At 37.6% G+C, this 25,340-nt stretch carries 20 protein-coding genes; 8 read left to right on the top strand and 12 right to left on the bottom strand.

All coding sequences use genetic code 11. The features are described from left to right. The first annotated feature begins 113 nt into the window (after nucleotides 1-113). The 4 genes from C1726_RS07040 (at nucleotide 114) to C1726_RS07025 (ending at nucleotide 5,339) form a co-directional block, all read left to right on the top strand. Complete coding sequence (locus C1726_RS07040; RefSeq protein WP_102272542.1) at nucleotides 114-1,889, top strand: sensor histidine kinase; 1,776 nt, start codon at nucleotides 114-116, stop codon at nucleotides 1,887-1,889. Next, complete coding sequence (locus tag C1726_RS07035) at nucleotides 1,858-2,589, top strand: LytR/AlgR family response regulator transcription factor (protein WP_102272541.1); 732 nt, start codon at nucleotides 1,858-1,860, stop codon at nucleotides 2,587-2,589. The genes C1726_RS07040 and C1726_RS07035 overlap by 32 nt, the downstream gene beginning before the upstream one ends. 158 nt (nucleotides 2,590-2,747) lie before the next feature. Continuing rightward, a complete protein-coding gene (locus C1726_RS07030) occupies nucleotides 2,748-4,199 on the top strand; it encodes a carbon starvation CstA family protein (RefSeq protein ID WP_102272540.1) in 1,452 nt (483 codons plus the stop codon). A gap of 213 nt (nucleotides 4,200-4,412) precedes the next feature. Continuing rightward, nucleotides 4,413-5,339: a ketopantoate reductase family protein gene (locus C1726_RS07025; RefSeq protein WP_102272539.1), complete on the top strand. Its 927-nt coding sequence runs from the start codon at nucleotides 4,413-4,415 to the stop codon at nucleotides 5,337-5,339. Between the two features lie 43 nt (nucleotides 5,340-5,382). On the opposite strand, the gene C1726_RS07020 is transcribed toward C1726_RS07025, so the two are convergent. The 7 genes from C1726_RS07020 to C1726_RS06990 form a co-directional block, all read right to left on the bottom strand. Further along, nucleotides 5,383-6,216 carry a MerR family transcriptional regulator gene (locus tag C1726_RS07020; protein WP_102272538.1) on the bottom strand — a complete coding sequence of 278 codons (834 nt, stop codon included), beginning with the start codon at nucleotides 6,214-6,216 and terminating at the stop codon, nucleotides 5,383-5,385. 17 nt (nucleotides 6,217-6,233) lie between these two features. Next, nucleotides 6,234-7,415 carry a multidrug efflux MFS transporter NorA gene (gene norA / locus C1726_RS07015; RefSeq protein ID WP_102272537.1) on the bottom strand — a complete coding sequence of 394 codons (1,182 nt, stop codon included), beginning with the start codon at nucleotides 7,413-7,415 and terminating at the stop codon, nucleotides 6,234-6,236. Nucleotides 7,416-7,559: 144 nt separating this feature from the next. Next, the gene (locus C1726_RS07010; RefSeq protein WP_102272536.1) at nucleotides 7,560-8,294 is read right to left on the bottom strand and encodes a glucose 1-dehydrogenase; all 735 of its coding nucleotides are present in this window, start codon (nucleotides 8,292-8,294) and stop codon (nucleotides 7,560-7,562) included. A gap of 19 nt (nucleotides 8,295-8,313) precedes the next feature. Further along, on the bottom strand, nucleotides 8,314-8,754 hold the full coding sequence (locus C1726_RS07005) for a MarR family winged helix-turn-helix transcriptional regulator (RefSeq protein WP_102272535.1): 441 nt from the start codon (nucleotides 8,752-8,754) through the stop codon (nucleotides 8,314-8,316). 27 nt (nucleotides 8,755-8,781) lie between these two features. After that, on the bottom strand, nucleotides 8,782-9,537 hold the full coding sequence (locus C1726_RS07000; RefSeq protein ID WP_102272534.1) for an SDR family NAD(P)-dependent oxidoreductase: 756 nt from the start codon (nucleotides 9,535-9,537) through the stop codon (nucleotides 8,782-8,784). A 177-nt stretch (nucleotides 9,538-9,714) separates the two neighbouring features. Beyond that, entirely contained in the window at nucleotides 9,715-11,451 is a 1,737-nt protein-coding gene (locus tag C1726_RS06995) for an ABC transporter ATP-binding protein (RefSeq protein ID WP_102272533.1), read from the bottom strand. Continuing rightward, a complete protein-coding gene (locus C1726_RS06990; RefSeq protein WP_102272532.1) occupies nucleotides 11,448-13,190 on the bottom strand; it encodes an ABC transporter ATP-binding protein in 1,743 nt (580 codons plus the stop codon). The genes C1726_RS06995 and C1726_RS06990 overlap by 4 nt, the downstream gene beginning before the upstream one ends. A 665-nt stretch (nucleotides 13,191-13,855) precedes the next feature. Between C1726_RS06990 and C1726_RS06985 the strand changes: the two genes are divergently transcribed. Further along, nucleotides 13,856-14,044, top strand: coding sequence for a DUF3976 domain-containing protein (locus tag C1726_RS06985; protein ID WP_102272531.1), 189 nt, complete (start codon nucleotides 13,856-13,858; stop codon nucleotides 14,042-14,044). A 78-nt stretch (nucleotides 14,045-14,122) separates the two neighbouring features. Here C1726_RS06985 and C1726_RS06980 read toward each other — a convergent pair whose 3' ends face one another. After that, nucleotides 14,123-14,986 (bottom strand): DUF2167 domain-containing protein, encoded by an 864-nt coding sequence (locus C1726_RS06980; RefSeq protein ID WP_102272530.1) that lies wholly within the window; start codon nucleotides 14,984-14,986, stop codon nucleotides 14,123-14,125. 506 nt (nucleotides 14,987-15,492) lie between these two features. On the opposite strand from C1726_RS06980, the gene C1726_RS06975 reads away from it, so the two are divergent. Next, nucleotides 15,493-15,711 carry a hypothetical protein gene (locus C1726_RS06975; RefSeq protein WP_102272529.1) on the top strand — a complete coding sequence of 73 codons (219 nt, stop codon included), beginning with the start codon at nucleotides 15,493-15,495 and terminating at the stop codon, nucleotides 15,709-15,711. A gap of 45 nt (nucleotides 15,712-15,756) precedes the next feature. On the opposite strand, the gene C1726_RS06970 is transcribed toward C1726_RS06975, so the two are convergent. Beyond that, nucleotides 15,757-16,860 carry a response regulator gene (locus C1726_RS06970; RefSeq protein ID WP_102272528.1) on the bottom strand — a complete coding sequence of 368 codons (1,104 nt, stop codon included), beginning with the start codon at nucleotides 16,858-16,860 and terminating at the stop codon, nucleotides 15,757-15,759. A gap of 80 nt (nucleotides 16,861-16,940) precedes the next feature. After that, a complete protein-coding gene (locus C1726_RS06965; RefSeq protein WP_102272527.1) occupies nucleotides 16,941-19,979 on the bottom strand; it encodes a sensor histidine kinase in 3,039 nt (1,012 codons plus the stop codon). A gap of 330 nt (nucleotides 19,980-20,309) precedes the next feature. On the opposite strand from C1726_RS06965, the gene C1726_RS06960 reads away from it, so the two are divergent. Both C1726_RS06960 and C1726_RS06955 read left to right on the top strand, forming a co-directional pair. Then, the gene (locus C1726_RS06960; protein ID WP_102272526.1) at nucleotides 20,310-21,593 is read left to right on the top strand and encodes a DUF5068 domain-containing protein; all 1,284 of its coding nucleotides are present in this window, start codon (nucleotides 20,310-20,312) and stop codon (nucleotides 21,591-21,593) included. A gap of 226 nt (nucleotides 21,594-21,819) precedes the next feature. Further along, nucleotides 21,820-23,150, top strand: a protein-coding gene (locus C1726_RS06955) for an IS3 family transposase (RefSeq protein ID WP_235822726.1) whose coding sequence is annotated in 2 segments (ribosomal slippage) — nucleotides 21,820-22,189 and nucleotides 22,189-23,150 — 1,332 coding nt in all. Because the reading frame shifts where the segments join, the coding sequence is not laid out codon by codon here. A gap of 64 nt (nucleotides 23,151-23,214) precedes the next feature. Here the strand turns inward: C1726_RS06955 and C1726_RS06950 are convergent. After that, nucleotides 23,215-24,423 carry an MDR family MFS transporter gene (locus C1726_RS06950; protein WP_102272525.1) on the bottom strand — a complete coding sequence of 403 codons (1,209 nt, stop codon included), beginning with the start codon at nucleotides 24,421-24,423 and terminating at the stop codon, nucleotides 23,215-23,217. A 174-nt stretch (nucleotides 24,424-24,597) separates the two neighbouring features. Next, the gene (locus C1726_RS06945) at nucleotides 24,598-25,272 is read right to left on the bottom strand and encodes an AlkZ-related protein (RefSeq protein ID WP_102272524.1); all 675 of its coding nucleotides are present in this window, start codon (nucleotides 25,270-25,272) and stop codon (nucleotides 24,598-24,600) included. Nucleotides 25,273-25,340 lie beyond the last annotated feature (68 nt).

The raw sequence follows: 25,340 nt of genomic DNA, 5'->3' as shown, positions 1-25,340 counted from the left end.
TACCTTGCATTCTGCCTTTCTTATTTCGTGTTCAATTTAGATATTTCTAAATATTCTACATTCTAGTAAAATAGAATCTAACATAAACGGTATCTTCCTAAAGGAGAATTCACATGTTCGAACTGCTGCTGACTATGCTTGAACGACTTGGAATTATCGTAACGATTGCATTTATCTTAACGCGGTTTCAGTTTTTCAGGGATATGATCTATGGTGAAAAATTAAATAGACAACAGCAATATACAGCTATTTTATTTTTTGGATTTTTTGGCATTATTGGCACCTATTCTGGTCTTTCCTTAGACACCGATACCCAAAGTTTTAACCGCTGGGCAACCGAACTCTCTTCAAATGAGGCGCTTGCTAATTCAAGAGTAATCGGGGTTGTACTCGCTGGACTGCTTGGGGGCTATAAAGTAGGCATTGGAGCTGGTTTAATCGCAGGGATTCACCGCTTTACTTTAGGAGGATTTACTGGAATTGCCTGTGGATCAGCCACGATTATTTCTGGCATCCTTGCTGGATTTTTTCACTTTAAAAATAAGCATGTCAAGCTATCCACTGCCTTTTTTATAGGTGCCTTGGCAGAAAGTATACAGATGCTTATAATTCTATTGATTGCACGGCCATTTGATAAAGCCCTTACCTTAGTTGAAATTATCGGCCTCCCAATGATTATTGCCAATGGTCTCGGCTCGGCACTTTTCCTGCTTATCATAAAAAATGTTATGACCGAAGAAGAAAAGGCAGGAGCTTCACAGGCGCAGTTAGCACTAAGGATTGCGGATCAAACGCTCGTCTATTTGCGTAAAGGCCTTAATATTGACTCTGCTCTTGCTGTTTGTACAATCCTGCATAACGAAATCCAAACAAAAGCTGTTGCTCTGACGAATTTGACCGATATTCTCGCACATGTAGGAGTTGGAGATGATCATCACAAGCCAAATAGCCCGATTCAGACTCAGATAACAAGAGACGTTATCCAAAACGGCAAGCTAATTGTAGCCAACGATCAAACGATACATTGCCGTGTAGAAAGCTGCCCGCTTGGCGCAGCTGTCATTGCTCCTTTAAAACAGCGCAGCGAAACAATTGGCACACTTAAATTCTATTTCAGCAATGATAAAGAAGTAACAAGCCTAGCTATTGAGCTGATTTCAGGTCTTAGCGCACTTTTAAGTAACCAGCTGGAAATTTCTGAGGCAGATAAAGCATACCAGCTGGCAAAGGAAGCAGAGATTAAAGCACTGCAAGCACAGATCAGTCCTCACTTTTTATTTAATTCATTAAATATTATTGTTTCCTTAATTCGAATTGATCCTGATAAAGCTCGAAAGCTTCTCGTTTCCCTGTCCCACTTCTTAAGGCAAAATCTAACAACAACGACCGTCAACATGACTACTCTTGAACAAGAGCTTAAGCACACGAAGGCATACCTATCGATAGAAGAAACACGCTTTGTTGATAAACTGAAGGTCTTCTATGAAATTGATGAAGAGGCTCTTCTAGAAAAAATCCCTCCATTGACCTTACAGCCAATTGTAGAAAATGCGATTAAGCACGGAATTAAGGATAAGGATCACGATTGCATCATTAAGGTTTCTATTAAAAAACAACAGGCAATGACATACGTTAAGGTAACAGATAACGGACAAGGAATAAATGAAGAAAGAATAAAAAGAATTGGCAAAGAAACCATTCAATCTGAATCTGAATCAGGCTCAGGACTCGCACTTTATAATGTGAATCGGAGACTGACAATGATGTTCGGAGCCCATTCATCTCTTTCCATTAAAAGTGAGCTTGGCAAAGGCTCCTCAATTGGCTTTGCTATTCCACGGGCGGAGGAAGTTTTAAATGGAAAAAACAATCAAAGTATTAATAGCTGATGATGAACGATACAGCAGGGATGAATTAAAACATTTACTAAAGCCTTTTTCTTCGTTACAGGTGATTGATGAAGCAGAATCGGGGGAGGCAGCTATTATGAAGGCCGTACACCTTCAGCCTCATGTCGTTTTTCTGGATGTTGAGATGCCTAAAATGAACGGGATGGAGGTGGCTAAATCATTAATGGCACTGAAAAAAGTTCCTTTAATCATTTTTGCAACTGCTTATCCGCAATTTGCTGCGGAAGCATTTCGTTATGAGGCAACCGATTATTTACTTAAGCCGTATGACGAAGAAATGGTGAGGCAAGCAGTCCATCGAATTGAAAAACAATTACTTCATAAAGCTAAACATGAAACAGTTAAAACAGCAGGAAAACTTGCCATCGAAGAGGATGGAGAAATTATTTATATTGAACCGAAAGATATCATCTATATGTATAGGGATGATAAGGTTTCTAAAATCATTGCTAAATCTGGCAATTATGAAACAAAAATATCACTTAAAGAGCTGGAAAGCCGACTAATCCCATTCTCCTTTTTTCGAATTCACAAAAGCTATCTTGTAAATTTAGAATATATCACTCGGCTTACCCCATGGTTTAACGGAGCCTATCAGCTAGAATTGGAGAATCGAAAGGAAATGCTATCCGTCAGCCGAAACTATGTGAAGGCATTAAGAGCACGATTGGAAATTTGATAGTTGTCAGATTATACAGATTATTATTTGCATCTTAATCTCCTTTAACCGCCTTTTAATCTGTCATTTTAGCATTTCAGACACAAAATGGTCACATATAAATCTAGCTCTTTTATACTTTATGTAAACGTATTCAAATTTTCCTAAGGAGGTTTTTTATGTTTACATTTCTAGGCTGTATTGCACTCTTAATTATTGGTTATTTTACTTATGGAAAATATGTTGAAAAAATGTTTGGCGTGAAAGCAGCACGGCCAACCCCTGCCCTCACTCAAGCGGATGGTGTTGACTACATTCCAATGAGCACAAAAAAGAATTCATTGATCCAGCTGCTCAATATCGCCGGAACTGGGCCTATCTTTGGTCCAATCATGGGAGCACTTTATGGACCTGTTGCTTTTATCTGGATCGTTATAGGCTGTATTTTTGCGGGGGCAGTTCATGATTATTTAACTGGAATGATTTCCATTCGCAACCGCGGGGCTCATCTGCCTGAACTTGCTACCAAATTTCTTGGGAAAGCGATGAAGCATGTCGTTAACGCATTTGCTCTACTGCTTCTATTATTAGTTGGAACCGTATTTGTTACTACACCCGCAGACCTTCTATACGTCTTAATGGATGGGAAAGTAGCCTTATTTCTAATCGTCGGAGCCATTTTCATTTACTACATTTTAGCTACACTTTTACCAATTGATAAAATTATCGGTCGCCTTTATCCATATTTTGGAGCATTATTATTAATTAGTGCTGTTGGTGTATTTATCGGATTGCTTGTAACAGGCGCCAATATTCCGGAAATTTCTTTAAGCAACTTCCATCCTGCCAATGCACCTATTTTCCCGTTACTATTCTTTACAATCACTTGTGGCGCCCTTTCAGGCTTCCATGCAACACAAACACCCATTATCTCGCGGACTACACAAAATGAAAATCAAGGCCGTAAAATTTTCTATGGCATGATGATTGCAGAAGGAATTATCGCTATGATTTGGGCTGCAGCTGCTATGAGCCTATTCGATGGCTATAACGGGTTGAACGATCTGTTGGCAGCTGGAGGACCAGGACTAATTGTAAGCGAAGTGTCTAAGATGATGCTTGGAGGTATTGGTGGAACACTAGCTGTTCTTGGGGTTGTTGTCTTGCCAATTACATCAGGTGATACTGCTTTCCGAAGTGCGCGTATGATTATCGCAGATTATATTAACTTTGCCCAGAAAAAATTATCAAGCCGATTATGGATTGCTGTTCCATTATTTGTTATTTCACTGGCATTAACACAGATTGACTTCAATATTTTGTGGAGATATTTCAGCTGGGCCAACCAATCGACAGCCGTTATTGCTTTATTCGTCGGAGCGATGTACTTATATATCGCTAAGAAAAATTACTGGGTTTCACTAATACCTGGCACCTTTATGCTAGTCATGGTTTTAGCCTATATTTTAAATGCTCAAATTGGATTCCGTCTATCGATGACGACTTCATGGATTGGTTCTGCAATCGGCACTGTCATCCTTGTTGCATTATTCTTCCATACTGCTAAAAAGAACCGATCACTTGCCCTTCCCCTCGAGGATGATGTATCAAACTGGAAAAAAGCAGCCTAATGAGCTGCTGCAATCCTAATTATCGTAAGACGGTGAACGATCAAGAAGAGAAAGTGAACCTCAAAGGAAATGATACTCTTCCTTTATTTATAAAAATCATAATGATAGTCATTTCGATTACCGCAGGTTTGTTAACAGTTATTTTAGTATAGTTAAACACTTAAAGTGCACGTTACTACGTGCACTTTTAAATTGAAATAGGAGGCAATCAGAATGAGAATTTTAGTCGTAGGAGCAGGAGCCATTGGAGGTTATTTCGGGGGCCGTTTGATAGAAAAGGGAGAGGACGTAACCTTTCTAGTTAGAGAAAAAAGAAAGCAGCAGCTTGATCAGGATGGGCTAATAATTGAAAGTATTCATGGCGATTTGAAACTGAAGCCAAAAACTATTTTGAGCGGAGATAGCGCAGACCCATTTGATGTTATTCTTGTCTCTACAAAAGCTTATCAGCTAAAAGATGCAATGGAAGGCTTTCGTGCCTATGTAAATGAAAACACAATGATCCTGCCCCTTCTGAATGGCTATGCACATCTTGATAGATTAATCAGTGAATTTGGAGAGGAGCGCGTACTTGGAGGCTTATGTTTTATCGAGTCCACACTTGATCATAGCGGAAAAATCCTTCAAACAAGTCCCGCCCATGATTTAGTATTTGGTGAACGCACAAGGAAAAAAACAAATCGCATCCTTTCCCTTCAAGCATCATTTTCAGACACAAAAGCTGCTATTACTCTTTCTGAAAATATCGAACAGGATATGTGGCATAAATATTTATTTATCACGACCTTTTCTGGTGTTACCTCCCTACTCCGCTCACCAATCGGTCCTATACGCGAGCAGGAGTACGGTCTAAAAACTGTTCAAAATCTCCTAAATGAAACAGCTGCCATTATGAGGGAGATTGATGCCCCTATTGATAACCATATTGAAGAAACACAGATGAATAGAATACTGGGACTTAGCTATGGAATGAAATCTTCTCTGCAAAGAGACATGGAGAAACAACAGCCAACTGAAGCGGATCACTTCTTCGGCTATCTCCTCCAGCATGCAAAAGAAAAAGGAATTGACTCCCCGCTACTCTCAGCCATATATGCAAATTTAGCAGTATATGGGATAGGTCACTTGTCCTTGAAATAGGCAGTGGGACAGCGGGACTGGTCCCTTGTCCCACTTCTCCCATCTAATCATCTATACGGATTTTCATTTCAACGATATATTCATGTTCATTTGGAGAATAATTACTGGAAGTAAATAATTCATAAATATCCCCAGTTGCTTGAAGGTCATGATCAGTTACATATTCCATTAATTTTTTTAAGTTTAGAAAATATACTTCTGGTGAAAAAATATAGTAAATACAAGCGTAGCGGGCAGCTGGTATTTTCGAAACCTCTATTTCAGTAGAAATTGTGGAGATTCGTTTATCTGTTAAGATTGGCGTAAAAATTTTCGTATAGGTAATTTCGTCAATATGTGAATATGGCTGATAAGAAATAATAGCCCCATAGCTATTATTAATCACCCCTTCTTCTGCCTCAACAATTCGTTTCAATTCACTATACGATGCGTTTAAAAGATCTAAAGGAGTTAAATTTTTTGCCGCCGCTTGTATGATGCGCATCTCTTCCTCATGCCGAATAACCACTTCACCAAACACTGGATAGTTTAACTGTTTTTTAATACGTCTTTTCGCATGAACGACATTTTGTTGAATCTCCCTTAAACGGGCTAGCTGTGCCTCAATAATCTGCTCCTGTTCATTCATAAACTGCAATAAATCTTCTCTTTTTAACTTCTGAACCTTCTTAATATCCTCTAACGATGTCCCAATATATTTAAGCGACTTTATTAAATCTAAGTGGTATAGCTGCAAATCTTTATAATATCGATAATTTGTTTCCGGATCGACATAAGCAGGCTTAAATAAACCAATTTGGTCGTAGTATCGAAGTGTCTGAATCGAGACATTTGCCAGTTTTGCTACCTCTCCAATTGTATATAAAGTTTCTTCCATCGCATCATTTCCTTTTTCTATCCTATTTCTTGTGGTTTTCCCTTCTTCATTTGTACTGGCTGCTTCCAAACAACTGAAAGAACAATACCAATTACCAAAAAGACTGCAGAAAAATAAAACGGATAATTTAAATCTACATCAAATAGGATTCCACCGACAATAGGACCAAACACATTTCCGATACTTGTAAACATAGAGTTCATCCCACCAACGAATCCTTGCTCGTTCCCTGCAACTTTTGACAAGTATGAAGTAACAGCTGGCCTCATAAGGTCAAAGCCAACAAAAATAACAAAGGTAACCAATAAAATGCTGAAGTAGGAGCTAGCTACAGTCATGACTAACACAAGGATTGCTGAAAAAATAAGACAGTAGCGAATCAAACGGATTTCACCAAAGTACAAGGTTAACCGGTCGAATAAAGCAACTTGTGCAATTGCCCCAATAATCGCTCCTCCTGTAATCGCAATTGCAATATCCTTTGGTGTAAAGCTAAATTTGTGATCAACAAATAGGGAAAATAACGATTCAAATGAGGCTAGGCCAAATGCCGAGATTAAAATGATCATAAAGGCAATAAAATACATCGGTGAAAAAATTCGTTTAATCCCTGACTTTTGCTCCTCTGCTTGCTCTTCATGGTTTCTTTCCGGTTCACGAAGCGTAATTATTGATAATATAGCTGCAACTAACGCAAGTACTGCTGCTGAAAAAAACGGAATACGCGTGCCAATTTCAGCTAAAAACCCCCCAATTCCCGGTCCTATGATGAAACCGGTAGAGATAGCTGCTGACATATAGCCTAATGCTTTCGGACGCGTTTCGACTGTTGTAATATCAGCGATAAACGCGGTTACCGCAGGCATAATAAACGCTGCACTTACCCCGCCAAGCATCCGTGAAATAAAGAGCACTTCTACCGTTTTTCCTACTCCAAATAACAATTCCGAAGCACTAAAGAATAATAGACCAAGAATAATCATTTTTTTACGCCCAAACATGTCTGCCCAGCGTCCTGCAAGCGGGGATACAAGTAATTGTGTAACAGCAAACGCTGCAACCATATATCCAACAACAGAACCTGATAAATGCAGCTCATTCATAATTGTGGGCATAACTGGAATGACAAGTCCAATTCCTAAAAAAGCAATAAATAAATTTACCAATAATATGGCTAATGTTGTATTTTGATTTTTCATCTTTTTCCTTCTCACTTTCTAAACAAAACGTATAAGAAACAATATAAACCCTATAGTAACTATAGAGTCAATTATTTTATCCCCACGCTTTGAAAAACAAAAAAATGGAGCTCCTTTTAAGTAGGATCTCCATTTTAGTATTTCTTATTGGGCTGTTAATCCGCCATCTACCACAAACTCAGAGCCTGTGCTGTAGCTAGATTCATCTGAAGATAGGAATAAAACAAGATTAGAAACCTCTTCAGGCTTAGCTACTCTTCCTGATGGGATATATTTAGCAAATTCTTTAATCGCATCCTTTGAATCCTCTTGAACGATCATTGGAGTCTCAATCACTCCTGGATGAACAGAGTTAACACGAATGCCGTAATGAGCTAATCCTAGTGCAGCCGCTTTTGTCATCCCTCTTACAGCAAATTTTGTATCCGTATATCCGATCGCACCACCAACAAGCCCATTAATGGATGAGATATTTACAATCGAACCGCCATTGCCTTTTTTCATTGAAGGGATAACTGACTTCATGCCAAGAAATACAGAAACTTGATTTATATCAAGAATTCTTCTGTAATCCTCTTCTGATGTTTCTTCAATTGATTTATTCATACTGATGCCTGCATTATTCACTAATACATTAACTGGTCCAAAGGCTTTTTCAGTTTCCGCAACAACTTCTTCCCAGTTTGCTCCCTTTGTTACATCCAGCTTAATAAATTTCGCATTTTCTCCCAGTTCATTAGCTAATGCTTGTCCTTCTTGTTCAAGAATATCAGCAATCATTACTTTTGCGCCTTCTTTTATAAATAAGCGTACATGGGATGCTCCCATCCCACGTGCTCCTCCTGTAATAATCGCTACTTTGCCATTTAATCTGCTCATGCTAACTCCTCCAATAATGTTAATTTTGATTTTTTCTATCTTGTATGCCCTTTACTAGTTTTTCTTGAATACGTAAATATTGATTAATTTCTTCTTCATTCAATACTTCAAAAAGTTGAGTAAAAACATCTTGCCCGATTCTCTGTGCTTCTGTTAGCGCTTGGTCCCCAGCAGCTGTTATCTTTAGCTGAATGGTGCGGCGGTCATTTTCATCATACAGCCTCTCAGCAAGTCCTAAATCAACAAGCTTGTTTGCAATATTCGTCATGGCGCCTTTTGTATAGCCAACCGTTTCTGCTAATTCAACCTGCTTCTGCGGGCCCTTCATACGCAGCTCACTTAGTACCAATATTGGCGATATGCCAATCGGATACGGAAATGCCTTCGTAAACCTCATGATGTTGTCGTTATTCATTTGTTCAATTGCTTGAATAAGTTTAAAAATATTTGTTTGATTCAAAAAATTCCTCCTAAAAACCGAGAATTTTTAATGCAGCATTAATGATCCACCATCAACCATAATCGTCTGCCCTGTAATGTATTGTGAATCCTCTGAAGCTAAGAATACTGCAACTCGCCCGATATCATTTTCTACATCACCAAAGCGTCCCATTGGAATTTTGCTTCTAACTGCTTCGTAATATTCAGGTTGTGCTTTTGCCCATGCTTGTACACCTGGTGAATCTGCAAGCGGACTAATAATGTTTACATTAATGCCAAAGCGTCCCCATTCATTCGCAGCTACACGTGAAAGTCCACGGATGGCTTCTTTCGCCGCAGCATAAGCACCTTGTGTCTCATGCCCAGCAAGACCGGCACCAGACGCAAAGTTAATCACATTTCCTCTTGATTCCTTTAAATACGGAAGTGCAGCTTGCATTAGATAAAAGGTTGGATAAAATCCAGTACCAAATGATAAATCTAAATCTGCTTGTGTTGTTTCTTCAATCGTTACCTGTTTTGCCGCATGTGCATTATTTACTAATACATTTAGTTTACCGTATTTACCAACAACAGTTTTGATAATTTGCCCAAGATTTTCACGATCCATTAAATTTGCTTGAAGAAACATTGATTTTGGAGAAATGGCTTGTAATTCCATTTCCATTGCTTTTCCTGCTTCTTCATTTAAGTCTACAATTGTTACGATTGCCCCTTCTTTTGCCATTGCTTTCGCCATTCCGCTGCCGATGCCGCCTGCACCGCCAGTAATAATAACGACTTTATCTAGTAATTTGCCCATCCTAAGCATCCCCTTTTACAAATTAACCACAAATATAGTTTAGCACTAAACTATTTTAATTAAAAGCATTTTCACTCCGTATAAATAGGTATTTTGTGCCACTAGCAGGATGGGTTCCTATCCTCTTGTCTCACCCCTTCCATCGCACAAAAAGGGACAGGGTTTCTGTCCCCTGTCCTAAACCTGAAGTGATTTCGCTTGCATTTGGTACATTTGATTATAGATGCCGCCTTCGGCGAGCAGTTCGTCATGGGTGCCTCGTTCTTTAATGATCCCGCGGTCTAATACGAGAATGCGATCAGCATTTTTGATGGTTGAGAGGCGGTGTGCAATGATAAATGTTGTACGGCCTTTCTTTAACACATCCATCGCATGCTGGATAATTTCTTCTGTCTCCGTGTCAATATTCGATGTCGCTTCATCCAATATTAAAATCGCAGGGTCAAAGGCAAGTGCTCGTGCAAATGATATAAGCTGTCGCTGACCGGAAGATAACGTGCTGCCTTTTTCAATAACAGGTTCGTCAATGCCTTTTTCAAGATGACCAAGTACTCGTTCCGCACCTACTGCCTTCAGCGCTTCTTCTACCGTGTCTCTTGTTATCCTCGGATCATTCAAACTTACATTTGATGCAATCGTACCTGTAAATAAATACGGATCCTGCAAAACAATACCCATATGCTGTCGTATCGTTTGTCTTGGCAAAGCCGTTACATCTATACCATCAATATATATTTTCCCTTTCGATGGATCATAGAAACGAAATAACAAATTCATAATCGAACTTTTTCCTGACCCTGTATGGCCAACAAGTGCAACTGTTTCTCCGCGCTTTGCTTCAAAGGATAAATGCTTCAAAACATATTCGTCATCTTTATAGGCAAATGAAACATCCTCAAATACAACATTTCCCGCGTATCTTGGCATTGTTTCTTGTGAAACATTCTCCCCGGTTATATCTAACACCTCAAACACACGCTTCCCAGCTACAAGTGAGCGTTCAAGCTGCGAAAACTGATTAACGACATTCGTAATTGGATTAAATAACTTTGTTAAATAATCAACAAATGCATAAAGTGTCCCTGCAGATACCACCTCAACAGCTGTTAGCGACTGCGTCCCAAAATAGATAATAAATATTGTAAACATAATAAGCCGCAATGTATTTACAAGATTAAATGAGGTGGCCGAATCCAAGAACAATAGTTTTCTCCCATAAGCATAATGTTCCTCATTCATCTCATCGAATTCATTCGTCATTTGCTTTTCACGGCGAAAGGCTTGAATGATTGTCATTCCTTGAATAGACTCATTAATCATTGCATTAATATCGGCAATTTTTGTACGAATTACTTCATTATATTGTGATGCATATTTTCGGTATAATATCATCCAGAGATAAACAATCGGGATCATGGTCAAGGCAATCAGTGCCATTTTCCAATTTAAAATAAACAGCGCAATATACACTCCAGCAATAGAAATGAAGCTTGTCGCGAAATTTGAAAGCACTTGCACATATAAATTCCTTACTGCTTCTGTATCATTTGTGACTCGTGCAACAATTTTCCCTGCTGGCAAGTGGTCGAAATATTGAATAGGCAATGTTTGAATATGCCCAAATACATCCTTACGCAGCTTTTGCACGACCCGATTCGCACCCATTTGCAAATATATATACATAAAATAACGCAAAATCGCTGTTGCTATCGCTAAGATCAAATATAAACAAAGCAGCCAGGCTATCGGTTCCATTTCAATTTTCCCAATGGTCATATGTTCATCAATAATATATTTTGCTATAAATGGACCTGCAAGCTCGGTAAATACCGCAGCCGTTAAGAAAAATAACCCGAGAAAAATAGGTCCCTTATAGTACATGGCATACTTCATTAATCGTTTACTTGTGCTCATGACGCGCCTCCTTCTAGCTGTTGACGGTCAAATTGTTCCTTATACCAGCCATTTTGTCTGAGCAGCTCTTCATGCGTTCCATGCTCTGTAATTTGCCCTTCATCTAATACGATAATCTGATCTGCATGCTGTACACCAGATAAACGATGAGTCGTTATGATTGTCGTCTTCCCGCTTCGTTCATTCTGGATGTTTTGAATAATCCTCGTTTCCGTCTTTGCGTCAACTGCTGATAAAGAATCATCTAGGATTAATATTTCTGGATCTTTGATAAGTGCACGAGCAATTGATACCCGCTGCTTTTGTCCCCCTGATAAAGAAACGCCTTTTTCCCCAACAAGGGTTTCAAGCCCCATCGGTAAATTTCCCAAATCCTTCTCAAAATAGGCAAGGCGAATAGCTTTCTCTAAATCATCCTCTGTCGCATCCTCTTTCCCGAATAAAATATTTTCTCGTATTGTCCGCGAGAACAGCACATGATCCTGTGGAACATAACCTATCCAATCAAGAATCTGCTCCTTTGTTTGTGAGGCTATATCGATACCGCCAATATTTAATTGCCCTTCATCAATCGGATACTCACGCAGCAGCTGTCTTAGAAAGGTTGTTTTTCCTGCACCCGTTTTTCCGACAATCCCAAGCGTTTCCCCCTTCTTCAGTGATAAGGAGATTTGCTGTAAATTTTTCACCTGGCTCGTTGGGTATTGAAACATCAGGTCATCAAAGCCAATCGTACTTGGTGACTTCATTACTACAGGATCATCCGTGTTTTGTACATCTGCTTTATAGTTAAGCGTTTCCTGAACACGGTCTAAAGAAGCATTCCCCTGCTGCATAACATTAATCAACTCACCAATAGCAAAGATTGGCCATACAGCAAGCCCTAAATAGACATTAAACGTTACGAGCTGGCCAACAGTCATTTCCCCATTTGACACAAGAAATGCACCGTAACCAAGTGCAACAACAAAGCTAATCCCTGTTCCAATTTTAGTTATCGGTCCAAATAACGCATTAATTTTTGCTGTATGCATATTTTTCTTATATACTTCCTCACTCATATCTGCAAAGTTCTTTTCATCTTTACTTTCTTGTACATAGGCACGAATCACGCGCACACCTGCAATTGACTCTAAAACATTATCATTCAGTTCACCAAATGCATCCTGTGCCTTCATATATCTTTCATGTACAAGCTTCCCTAAATACTGAATTAAAACGGCCATGATCGGTACAGGCAGCATCGCAAAGAACGTTAATTTCCATGAAATCATAAAGCCCATGGCAAATATAATCGAACCTAAAAATAACGTAGAGTCCATTAATGTCATGATTCCAAAGCCCGCTGTTAAAGAAACAGCATTCAAATCATTCGTTGCACGAGCCATTAAGTCACCCGTCCGATTTTTTTCGTAAAAGGTCGGCGTCATTTTTAAAAATTGCAGCATTAACTTACGGCGCATTAATTTTTCAAGATTAAGCGCCCCTTCAAATAAACGGTATTGCCAGAAGAAATTCAAGAAATAGCCAAAGACAATAATAGCAGCGAAAATCAGTATATATTGGACTAATACCGCTTTTGTCATATCACCAGCTGCTATGATGTCGATAATAGAACCAAGTAAGTATGGTGGGACGACTTCTAACAGGGTGGCTATCATTAATAGAATAATCGCAATCGTATACTGCTTCCAATACTGTTTAAAAAACCAGCCTAGCTTCCCTAAAACATCAAACATGTATCATTCCCTCTTTCCCCTCAAGCTTTGTACAATCGCTACCCACTATCCAGCAACTCACCATTAAAAATCAATAATCTTAATCTGCTCCACATCGTCCTCGACTCCTTATAATTTTTCCACTAAAAAACTCCATCAACAAAAAGATGCATACCCTAGAAAGAGCATGCATCTCTAGAAAAGGCATAGGAGTCGTACCTATACCTTTTATCGTATAAAGGAATTCACAATTATACTAGAGAAGAGGCATGGACAATGTATGAAATTAATATCAATGAAGTGTATTCTTAGATCTCGCATTGTCCATACCTCCTTAGTAAAAAATTTTTTAGTGTTCTTGAAGATTACCATTTTTATCTAATAATTGTCAACAGTCAGACAATAATAATTCTCCCTCCAAATTTTTTGCACATACAATCATTCTTATGATATTTTTCCGGGAATTATTTCAAATTTTTCACTCTCCAGGAAATACTGCTTTTTTAATAATAAAAAATGAATCCCATTGTTCACATATCATCCATTCTTTTATAAGGTTAATAACGTTATAATATTTTTTGAAAATAAAATTTAAGCAGCTCAAATGAAAAGGTTGCCCAAGTGCTTCAGCAATGGATATATAGCATACATGCATTCTCAATTTATTAGGCAAGGAGTTGGACATTGTGGTTGGTTATTTTTCATTAACAATTACAATTATTGGATTAATTGCGGCCCTTATCATTACAAGAAAAGATAGCGCAGCAAATAACAGATTAACGAAAAAGGGAATATACAAGCTAGTAGCTATTTTAGCAATCGTCTTTTTTTCGGTAGTTACTGAAGTATTCCTTACTCCTGAAAGCTGGCTGTAATTAAACAAAGCAGCCTGAATGCAAGAGCAAAAAACCTCTTAGGCCATTGCTCCTAAGAGGTCTTTATTTCTAAATCATTTATTGATTTAAGGAATCATCTGAATTAGTTGATTGATTATTTCTTTTCTTTTTCCTAAGGAATCCAAATAAAGCTACAATACCCGCTACTGCAATCACGCCAAATTTTTTCCCAAATGCAAGAACAACCGCAAGAATGCCCGCCTTTTTAGCTACAGCTAGACCAGCACCACCTAGAATAAGTCCAGTTAAACCGTAATCTGCAACTTTATCAGTAGACTTATCAAAGTCTTCATATCTTTTTCCTTCATTTACCTTGAACTTTGAAAGGATTTTTTCGTCTAGGAGCTTTTTATCCGCTTCTCTGTTTTGTGGATCAGTTACAAGAATAACAGAAATGTTTCCCTCTCTTGTGAGGATTCTTGTATTATAGTTTAAAAATGTTTCTTTGTTTTCATCTTCAAGCAGCATAGACCAAGTCAGGTTATGCGTTTTTTTCTCGTAGAAAGGTTTAATATCCCATCCCGTTACATGGAAACGGTCACCTGGCTGGCGCTCTTTGTTTGCTTCTTCGGTACCTTCCTTATAGCTCTTTAGTAATGCCTTTGCATCAATTTTCTCTTTTTCAGCATCTTTAATGTGACCGGTCTCTTCATAGTCAAAAAAGACTGCCCAGGTTGCATTCTCATCCGTTGGAAAGATACTGCCCACTTCAAGACCTGTAACTGGGTCACCATAATCCATACTCATTTTCTTTGTATTTTCTGCGTCAAGAAAGACAAAGTCCGGATCAAGATCAACGGTCGCAATGCCACCAAGATCAACTGTTTGGCCTCCCTCAATCCAATTATAATCTTCCTCTGCTGCAACTGTTGTACTAAACATCATGCATAGTACGAACAGCATTAATAACAGTCGTTTCATAATAAAGTTTTCCTCCTAATCTCTCATCCACTAAAAATTTATAATATTATTCACTTACCAAAATTACCCATCCATGATTTTATCACACTATCATTGCAAAAAAATGGGTATAATCACATAAATTTTACAATTGTTAACAAACGCGATGACAATGGTTTCCACAACTGGTTCTAATTGCTCAAATATAGGTGATATGTAATTATCTTTTATTTATATATACACTCTGCAAACCTTAATAAATAACTAATTCTGTATAAATAGGTACTTCTTTTGCACTTTACTATTTAATAACCTTTTCATCTATTTATCTCTTTAACAATTAAAAAACATTGGTAAATACCCCTTTTTCTACAACCAAAGAACTAGGTCTTTTTGGGCATTTTTTTTTTTGGGAGCATATGAAAAAAAGGCAACTTTTTATATAATTTTGGTCTTTACCTACCATTCCTTACATAAGTTTAAGAGAAGTAGAATATCACATTATATATGAAATAGGGGAGGCCGAAATGTTTACTGTTTATTTTTTTGAAAACAAAAATCTTTTATTAAGCCAGCTGCTTAATCGTGTTCCTACTGTTGGTGATCATTTAACGATCAAAGGGCGAAAGGGTAAAGTTTCAAGCGTTTCTAGCTCCGATGAAAAAAGTTACCATGTACAAGTTCTCCTAGAAAAGGTTACTAAAAACAAAACGCCAATTGACAACTCAAAAAAGAAGAAAAGATAAAAATAGGGCAAGGGAATAAAAATGTCCCCTTGCCCTTACTATATTTTAGGATTTGATCTTTTTTATCATAGCTTCTAACTTTTCACGTGGCATAATGCCCAATTGAATCCAAAGGGAAGTTTTATACTTATCATAGATATTCATTGCCTCGCGTTCATTTCCTTGCTGAATGTAATACTGAATTAATTCCATTGTGTAATATTCTTCCCAAGGGTCTAACTCAATTAACTTTTCAATTGCCTCTTTATAAACGTTATCCAACTTTGTTTCATCCGGGGAACCCTTAATAAAGGTTCTTACATATTGTGTGGTCATTTTCCTTAGCTGCTCACGCTCGTTAATCGACCAATAATAATCTTCTTCTACTAGATAATCACCTTTATAGAAAGAGAGCAGAGCCTTTACATTGTTGTTTGTATATTGCTTTTGATTCAAAATACGTTTTATTTCCATCACATCACTAGTTATATCTATGACAAAAGAATACCTCTCATTCACATACTTAATTGCTTCTAGAAATCCCCGATTTTTCAATTCCTTTCGAAGATGATAGACACTTGTATGCAGAAGAGCAGATGCTTTCTCATGTGATTGATCCGGCCAGAGCTCCTCCATAATTTTATCCCGGTGAACTGGCTCATTTTGATGGACTAAATAGGCACAAAGCTCCTTTACCTTTTTCGTTCGCCAATTTATTTGCTTGCCTTGGAGATCTGTTAATCGAAAGCTTCCTAGAAAATACGCCTTAATTGCTAGGATTTGATTGGGTTTTGATTGTTTTGCTTGGTTTCTCCGTTGATATATTCTTTGAACTGTTTTATTTAAGCGATCCTTGTCAATAGGCTTAAGAACGTAATCAACTGCTTGGACATTAAATGCCTCGAGCGCATATTGATCATAGGCAGTAACAAATACAATTTCTGCTTGTCCTGCCATTCCTTCCAATTTTTCAGCCAGTTTTATGCCATTCATTTCCTGCATTTCAATATCAAGAAACAATATATCAGGCTTAAAATGATCAATCATCTCCAAGCCTTCTATTGGATTTGTATACTTTCCAACAATATCAACTCCGCCAATCTCCTTAAGCATCGCCTCTAATAAATCTAATGCCAATACCTCATCATCAACCAAGATAGCTTTTAACATTGCTTTCACCTCTTTTCCAAACGACAGCCAAACAAAGGGCTACTATCTCCCAAATTGATCATCTATTCCTGAAACTGCACTCAATTATGGCTATTGGCATCACGAATCACCGGGAATTTAATTTCAACTGTCGTACCATTATTTTCTTCACTTTCAAAATGAATAGAGGCTTCCTCATAATATTTTAGCCGTTTAGCAATATTATGAAGTCCAACTCCATGTTTTAAAGGTCTATCTCCATTGCTATATTCTTCAAACCATCTTTCAGAAATTCCCTTTCCATTATCAGTAACTCGGCATATGACCATCTCATTTTCCTCTTTGATTGCAAGTGTCACTTTTCCGCTTGTTTTTTTCGCTTTAAGTCCGTGGATAATCGCATTTTCTACAAGCGGCTGCAGCAGCAGAGGTGGAATAAAGCAATTAATTGGCTCCTCTATTTGCAGATTAAACTCCATTTGCTCCGGAAATCTCGTAAGATGAATATTTACATAGGATTGAATAAGTGAGATTTCCTTTTCTAGCGGCACCAGTGTACTTGTATTTTCAAAAGAAAAGCTTCCTCTTAAGAAATGCGCAAAGTCTGTAATCATAGTTCTTGCCTTGTCCAAGTCCAGATAGCTAAGGGATAGAATCGAATTTAAAACATTATAAATAAAATGCGGCTTAATTTGTGCTTGTAAAAAGGCAACCTCCATTTTTGTTGCTGTTTCTGCTGATTCCTTCATTAAAATAAGATTTCTTATTCTTGTTTTCAATTCTGATGCATCGAGTGGTTTATGCAAAAAATCATTTGCACCTGACTGAAAAGCTGCAACCATATCTTCAGGCCGAATCGCAGCTGTAAGCATTAATACTGGCAGCTCAGAGAGAGGATAGGATTTTCTTATCTGCTGGCATACTTCATATCCGGACATTTCAGGCATCATAATATCCAAAATGACTAGATCCACATCAGGGTGTTTTTTAATTTGTTCAAGAACCGCATTTCCACTGTCAACAGCAATAATAAAATATCCCTCTTGTTTAAGCGTGTCGATTAGTACTTTTAGGTTAATATGATCATCGTCAGCAAGTATAAGCTTTTTCTGCCCTTCATTTTTAACAAGGTAAGGAATAGAAAGCTGAACCGGACGCTGTTTTCCATAGTCTCTTTTATCAACCTTTCGCTTGTCTCCATCTGTTTTTGCTGCACGAGGAAGGGTGAAAGAAAACGTTGTTCCCTTTCCGATAATGGAATCAACTGTTATTTCTCCGCCCTGAATATTAACAAGCTCTTTTGTCACACTGAGACCTAGACCAGTCCCGCCAACTGAATTTTCAAATTGCCGGAATGGTTCAAATAGCGTCTCTATATTTTCAGGCGGAATGCCAATACCCGTATCACTTATTTCAATGACCACTTTTCCACCCTGTTCGAAGCAATTAATTTCCACTTTTCCTTGGTGAGTATATTTAATCGCATTTTCTATTAAGTTATATAAAATTTGCCGGATTCTTTCCTCATCCGCTAAGACAAATTGCCCCCGTTTAATATGATTAATAATCTTTACATCTTTGTCTATCATGTATGAAAATGTTTCTACTACGACATGTGTAATAGCAAATAAATCTACTGGAGCAATAACTAGCTTTAATTCCCCGACTTTCAGCTTAGAGAAATCTAGAATATCATTCACAAGATGAGATAGCCGCTGAGCAATATTAACAATCAGTGTTACTTTTTCCTTTTGATCATTTGTGAAAGAGGTTTCATCCCTGTCTAACATCGATTGCGAAATGGCAATGATTCCATGCAGCGGAGTTCGAAATTCATGTGATGTTTTTGCAAGAAATTCATCCTTTACTTTATCAACGTGTAAGAGCGCATTTGAAAGCTCTTCCTTTTTCAAAAACGAATTCGTAAACCGATGTGATATATAAAGAGCAAGCAGTGTTAAGCAAATAAAAGGAAAAAGTGGCGGAAGGGCATTCAATTCGATATCTATCATCACATTTAGCGTTGCAACGATGAAATAGACAAATATTGTAAGGGAAGTGAAAATTAAATACGTCGCCCCGACCGACTGTCTATAAATAGCAATAATTTGGATATAGATGATATAAATTAAAACAATAAATATATAAAGTGAATTAACACTTTGCAAATTAGAGTTGATATGCACTGGCAGCAATGCCGAGCCTAATAATAGAAATCCAATGCTGCTAAGTACGGTCACGATTTTGCGATGAGCAAATTCCTTTAATGCATAATGAAAATATAACAGCACAAGCAACCCAATTAAAATACTTGATAGTGATTGAATCCTTTCAAATATTTTATAGGGGGTATCAGGAAAAAGAACAAGAAAAACCTTTTCTCCATGAGAGAATGTATATAAAACATTTGCAAAACAAAATAGCGAAAAGAAAAGCTGATCTACCCCAATCCTCGCATGCAGATAAGTGCCTAAGAAAAAAATAAACATTGTTAAAAAAGCAGCAATTGTTACCCAATCATAAACGATGGAGCTCTCCCGTATTTTACCAATACCTTCTTGTCCACCCATAAAGATGGAGCCTAATATTCCCCCACCTGAAGCATAGTCAAAATTAGCCACATGGATTAAGAGTTCGATTTCATGCTTTTCAGGTGAAAAATAGGATACGTATGGGATATTATGTGGGGTATACGATGAATCCTCGGCAGGGCTCCCACTTTGGCCGATCAGTTTCCCATTCATATACACAGCGTTAGACATACGAATATTGCTTGTCTTTATGCCTAATATTTCTTCTGTATTACCAACCTTGATCTTTAAGCGATATGTGCCACTCGTAAATTTAGGCACTTTTTCCCCATTTAGGTCATAGCTTGTCCATAAGGAAGGAACTTGTACAAGATAAGGTGTCTCATCTTCAAATTCAATGGAGTCTAGCAATTTTCCAGGGAAGAACTCCCACTCTCCATTCAACTCAACAGGCTCTTCTTGACTAAAATCATAATCGCGAAGATCTAAAATTCCATTAACCGCTTTTGGCTGAACAGCCTTCTCTTGACTTACCCATCCATAGAAGACAATTACACATACAATTAAAATACTAATAGGTATACATATCCTTAAAGTGCGATTTTTCATTTGTTTGAGTATCCTTATGGTTTATTTTTATTAAAGTGATTTAGCAGGCAAATCGAATATATAATATTTGAGCCGTATTGCAAAGAATTTCAAAACAAACTAAAAAAATTCTATCCATTGTCATGTAAATATTTGAGCCTTTTAACACTTTATTTATTCACATAAATAGAATTACGGTGTACTTTTCCCATTTTTTAGACCAAACGGAATAGATTCCCTCTCCTTATCATTAGACATATTTTGCCAACATTAGACCTTTTTACACTTGTGAGATTACCATATTATAGTAGGATTAGAGAATAATTTTTTATTTGGAGGTTGTTCAGATTTATGCCAAAAAAACTATTTACCTTACTCCTCGCTATGCTGGCAGCTGCATTCGTCCTAGCTGGCTGCAGCGGAGATAAGCAAGCTTCTAAGGAGAAGGAATCAGAAGGTTCTAAAGAACCAGCTGTAGAAGAAACGGATAAAAAGGAAGAAAGTAAAGAGAGTGAAGATAAAGAAGAAGCGGAAGAAGATGTTGATACAAAAGAAAGTTCCAGTGACTTTTCAGAATTAATTAGTTATATGGAAAAAGAAACAGAAGGAACAACAAAGATCCTTTATGAAAATGACACCCCGCAAACGCATGAGATGGAAGGTGTTTCTGTTACACTAGACGCATATAAACTAGTTGAATTAAAAGACTTTCATACTGATTTTAGTATTCCTTTTAATGATCAAACAAATGGCGGTGTTATCATTGCTAAATATACTGTGAAGAACGAAACAGATAAGGATGCCTATTATATGCCTGCGTTTTATCTGAATTTTACAGGTGCTCCAAAGGCATACAATAATTATAGAGATCTTTTGCCTGAAGAGGAACAGCTGCCAACAAAGCTAGCTCCTTCTAACGGATACTTAATTAAATCTGGAGAAACGATTTCCGGCTATTATACGTACCCATTTGGTGATGATCATTTAAAACAAGTACTTAATGTAACAACTGCAGCAATTGAAGTCCCTGCTCCTCAATCTGTGAAGGATGATTTTTCATCTACATTTGGAAAGGAAGGGCAATTCACTCTGTCTCTCAATGAAAGCGGCGAGAAAAAAGTAGAAGGAAATAAGAGCTTCTATCAAGATAAGGCAACTGTCGATGACTGGGGCACAAAGACAATGATCGAAGAAAAGAGCGGCATTGGAAAAAGTGAAACACTAGGAAATGCTACTGTTACTTTAGATGGATATCAATTCACTGAATTTGTACCAAATGAAGTGGAAGCACCAAGATTTGACGCGTTCAATAATGGGGTAGTTCTATTAACTGTAAAGTTTAATATTGATAATAAAGAGTCTTCAGAAATCGCCCAGAGTTCAATTAGCTCTAAACTAACGGTAAATGATGGCACACAATACATGCTTAATGAAGGCATGCTGCTTAATTATCGATATGATGATGCCATTGCCCCTGGAACTTCGGGTGAACTGCTGCAAATCTATGTTTTAGAAAAAGAAATGTACGACAAAATTTGGAAAGATAAATCATTTGAAATTGAAATCGGACCAATGAAAGATAAAGAAGCAAAAGATCTTTCAAAAGGGAAAAGAGTTACGTTCACTCTAAAATAATTTGATCTCTTTAAAGCCGTTCCTCGCTTAAAACGAGGAACGGCTTTTTATTCGCGGGACATAGGAACAGGTCCCTTGTCTTATTTAATAAGCATCAAAATTTAAAGGGACAAGGTTCCTTAAAATGTACCCTATAGAGTAGACACTTTAAAAAAGTGCTTTCTATAGGGTACTTTTTTTGTATAATTTAATAACACAACTAGAGACATACTGGAGACGGAGAAACATGAGTAAAAAGACTTTTACAGAGAAAGAAATCGTAATTTTATCTAAAAACCCCTATGTTAAATCTGTTAGTTCAAAAGGAATCACTTATTCTGATGAGTTTAAACAACATTTTGTTTCGGAATTTAGTAAGGGGAAGTTTTCAAGACAGATCTTTGAAGAAGCAGGTTTTGACGTTGAAATCATTGGAAGGCAAAGAATTAAATCTGCTTCCGAACGTTGGAGGGCTACATATAAAGCTGAAGGCGTATTGGGGCTGAAAGACACCAGAAAAGATAGTTCCGGAAGGCCACGATTAAAAGAACTAACAATTGAGGAGAAATATGCAAGATTAGAAGCTCAGATGAATCTTGTAAAGGCAGAAAATGAACTCTTAAAAAAGATTCATATGTTAGAAAGGGGGCTGAAAAGGTAAAGCTTCCTGTAAGTCAGAAGTACATTCTTATTCTTGAAGTTATTGAAAAATATAACTTGAAACACATGGTGAAATTCCTCTGTGAAGCTGCCGGTGTGTCAAGAAGTGGTTACTACAATTACTTCTCAGCTAAGTCAGAAGAAAGACGGGAATACCAAGAAGCGAAAGATGAAGAGGCAAAAACCATGATCTTAAAAGCTTTTCACTTTAATAATCGTAAGAAAGGGGCACGTCAAATCAAAATGACATTGGCGGGTCAATTTCAGTGTGTCTTCAATTTGAAAAAAATTCGTAGAATCATGAAAAAATATGATATCGTTTGCCCAATTAGGAAAGCAAATCCTTACCGGAGAATGATGAAAGCTACTCAGGAACATCGAGTCGTTCCGAACCTACTAAATCGTCAATTCAAGCAGGAGACGCCCGGCAAAGTACTTCTTACAGACATCACTTACCTAAACTATTACGGTGGACAGAGAGCTTATTTGTCCGTCATTAAGGATGGGTCTACAGGTGAAGTTTTAGCACATTATATGTCAAGCCGTATCACCATGGAATTGGCCACTAACACCTTGACCAAGCTGAAGAAGAACAAAAGCTTTAAGCAGGCTAAAGATGCCCTCATCCATTCCGATCAAGGTACTCATTACACGCATCCTGATTTTCAAAAACTCGTTCGAAAACTAGGATTGCGCCAATCCATGTCTAAAAGAGGGAACTGTTGGGATAACGCTCCTATCGAGTCATTTTTTGGTCATCTTAAAGACGAAGTTGATATAAAGGTATGTAAAACAATTGAGGAACTTCAACGGGAAATTAATAAATATATCCACCATTATAACCAAACTAGATATCAATGGAATCTAAAAAAGATGACTCCTGTACAATACAGAAATCATCTTCTTCAGGTTGCCTAAGCCTTTTTTCAAAATGTCCTTTACAAAGGGTACACTTTACCTGTCCCCTCGCCCCTTATTTTTTCTATAGCGCCTCAAATCTCTGTACTTCTTTAGCAGATTTGGCAACATGGTCGCCCGCCCGATAAAAAATTATACTAAGCAATACAAGCAAAGCCATTGTGCCAAATAAATAGGCGCCGCTGCCAAACGTCAATAGCCAGCCGCCGATTATGGGACCGGCAAAGCTGCCGATATTTCTAAATTGTGCTGCCCCTAGAAAGGTACCCTTTTGATCATCTGGTGCAATTTGATCAATAAGAATATTCATAGAAGGAAATGTGAAAATTTCACCTAATGTTATGACTGTGATTGCCACAATAAGCATAGGGAGATTTGTTCCAAAAATAAAAAGTATATAGCCCGCAACAAAAAAGAGAATCCCGATGGTCATTGAATTGACAGCCGATAATTTTTCACTCCAAAGACTAATTGGAAATTGCAGCAGAATGACGATCGCAGCGTTTAACGAAATAATGACTGAATATAAATATACCCCATTTTCGAAGTTCATTTCTAAAAATTGCGGAATAGTGGAATCCAATTGAGAATATCCAATATTAATAAAGATCGCCCCTAAAATAAAGAAAACAAGTGCGCGATTAGAGGATACAATTTTCAGCATTTGATAAATATGAACCGGTGACTTGCTTATTACTTGCCGCATCGTATAGCGATTTAAAATAATGAAGAGAAAAACGCCATACACACAATACATAAAACCTGTAATAAAAAATGGGATGCTTTGCGTTGAAACAGTTGCAATGTACGCCCCAAGCAACGGACCGATGACACCAGCAATATTAATGGCTGTATACCGAAGCGTAAACATCCTTTTACGCTGATTAGGTTCAGTGAAGTCAATCATTAACGCTTGTGTCGATGGCTCAAAAAACGAACGGCATAAACCATTTAAGGCATTCAGGAAAATAAACAAGTAAATACTTTTAGCTAAACCAAAACCAATAAAAACGAAACTCCAGACAAAAATGGTTGCGAGAATCACCTTTTTCCGACCAAATCGATCTGTTAAATACCCGCCAATAAAACCGCCGATTGTTGAAACGAGCGGTGCGACCCCTACGGTAAGTCCGATTAATATCGGATGAACATCCTGCGTATTATGCAAATATAGGGCCAAAAACGGAATAGCCATAAAACTTGCTATTCTCGTAAAAACCGTGCCCCCAAGAATAACCCAAACAAGAATGTGGAATGATTTTGTCGTTTTCATTATGTACGTATCCCTTTCCCTTAGAAACTGTCCGGCCAATTTGTATAAAAATTGCCACAAAAAAACACACGTTCGATTATGTTGATTATAATCGAAGGCGTGTTCCTTTTAAACATTTTTTTGCAATTAAATGGTTTATCAAAGACTTTCATGATAAATAGCATGTTTCCTATATCACTCAAGAATTTTTTTGAGTTTTTTTACGGATGTTTCATTCGTACATATATTTTTAAAGTGTGTCAGAAGATAGTTCCTGGCTTCATCTTTATCGAGGCTAATTGATTCTATACCGTTTCTTTTTGCCCACGAGTCATACGTTTCAAAAGAGGTGCTGCTCCAGCCATTCTTTTCTCCATTTTCATCCCTTTTTTCCTGAATGCCCGAAATGACTATATCCATTGTTCCTTGCAATTCAACTAATGCATTTTCAAATATCTTCTTTTTTCCCTTCTCCCGCATTTCTGCTTTCGTTCTTAATGCCCTTGTATCGATCCCTTCTTCAAGATTAATAATCCTAAACAAATGCAGTGCTTCTTTTGATACATTCCCATTGTTATAACGTTCTTCAACCGAATCATTATAGCCAAGCACCTTTTTCACATAAGGGAGTAACTGCCGGGATATAAGTATTGATTTTTTCTTCATAAATTTCCCGTATCCTGCCACTCCATCTGCAGAAAACTTCGTCCTCCAATTCCAGGGATCAAATTCTGTCCCTGAATGCCATGCATCTTCCAAAGTAATGCTATTTAGGGATGGAAAATCAGGTATCAAATGGGCTAGAGGCAGCAATCCAACCTCTTCAACTACTTTTACAGCTTCCTCATACGTTTTCACTGTATAATTCATCCACATAACTCCTTCGTATAAATCTTTTCCTCCTATCTTCGATAAACCCGTCAAAATTCCCTTCTTTA

Origin of the sequence: Cytobacillus massiliigabonensis (assembly GCF_900199725.1) — a bacterium.
GTDB classification, from domain to species: domain Bacteria; phylum Bacillota; class Bacilli; order Bacillales; family Cytobacillaceae; genus Cytobacillus; species Cytobacillus massiliigabonensis.
Note: the sequence above shows the minus strand (reverse complement) of the source record. Positions and strands in the feature narration are given on the sequence as shown.

What these genes read in the sequence shown, in the direction of transcription:
- C1726_RS07030 (WP_102272540.1), top strand. Translation starts at nt 2,748, where the DNA reads ATGTTTACATTTCTAGGCTGTATTGCACTCTTAATTATTGGTTATTTT.
- C1726_RS07020 (WP_102272538.1), bottom strand. Translation starts at nt 6,216, where the DNA reads ATGGAAGAAACTTTATATACAATTGGAGAGGTAGCAAAACTGGCAAAT.
- C1726_RS07035 (WP_102272541.1), top strand. Translation starts at nt 1,858, where the DNA reads ATGGAAAAAACAATCAAAGTATTAATAGCTGATGATGAACGATACAGC.
- C1726_RS07025 (WP_102272539.1), top strand. Translation starts at nt 4,413, where the DNA reads ATGAGAATTTTAGTCGTAGGAGCAGGAGCCATTGGAGGTTATTTCGGG.
- C1726_RS06975 (WP_102272529.1), top strand. Translation starts at nt 15,493, where the DNA reads ATGTTTACTGTTTATTTTTTTGAAAACAAAAATCTTTTATTAAGCCAG.
- C1726_RS06945 (WP_102272524.1), bottom strand. Translation starts at nt 25,272, where the DNA reads ATGAATTATACAGTGAAAACGTATGAGGAAGCTGTAAAAGTAGTTGAA.
- C1726_RS07010 (WP_102272536.1), bottom strand. Translation starts at nt 8,294, where the DNA reads ATGAGCAGATTAAATGGCAAAGTAGCGATTATTACAGGAGGAGCACGT.
- C1726_RS06965 (WP_102272527.1), bottom strand. Translation starts at nt 19,979, where the DNA reads ATGAAAAATCGCACTTTAAGGATATGTATACCTATTAGTATTTTAATT.
- norA (WP_102272537.1), bottom strand. Translation starts at nt 7,415, where the DNA reads ATGAAAAATCAAAATACAACATTAGCCATATTATTGGTAAATTTATTT.
- C1726_RS07000 (WP_102272534.1), bottom strand. Translation starts at nt 9,537, where the DNA reads ATGGGCAAATTACTAGATAAAGTCGTTATTATTACTGGCGGTGCAGGC.
- C1726_RS06980 (WP_102272530.1), bottom strand. Translation starts at nt 14,986, where the DNA reads ATGAAACGACTGTTATTAATGCTGTTCGTACTATGCATGATGTTTAGT.
- C1726_RS06990 (WP_102272532.1), bottom strand. Translation starts at nt 13,190, where the DNA reads ATGTTTGATGTTTTAGGGAAGCTAGGCTGGTTTTTTAAACAGTATTGG.
- C1726_RS06995 (WP_102272533.1), bottom strand. Translation starts at nt 11,451, where the DNA reads ATGAGCACAAGTAAACGATTAATGAAGTATGCCATGTACTATAAGGGA.
- C1726_RS07040 (WP_102272542.1), top strand. Translation starts at nt 114, where the DNA reads ATGTTCGAACTGCTGCTGACTATGCTTGAACGACTTGGAATTATCGTA.
- C1726_RS06970 (WP_102272528.1), bottom strand. Translation starts at nt 16,860, where the DNA reads ATGTTAAAAGCTATCTTGGTTGATGATGAGGTATTGGCATTAGATTTA.
- C1726_RS06960 (WP_102272526.1), top strand. Translation starts at nt 20,310, where the DNA reads ATGCCAAAAAAACTATTTACCTTACTCCTCGCTATGCTGGCAGCTGCA.
- C1726_RS06950 (WP_102272525.1), bottom strand. Translation starts at nt 24,423, where the DNA reads ATGAAAACGACAAAATCATTCCACATTCTTGTTTGGGTTATTCTTGGG.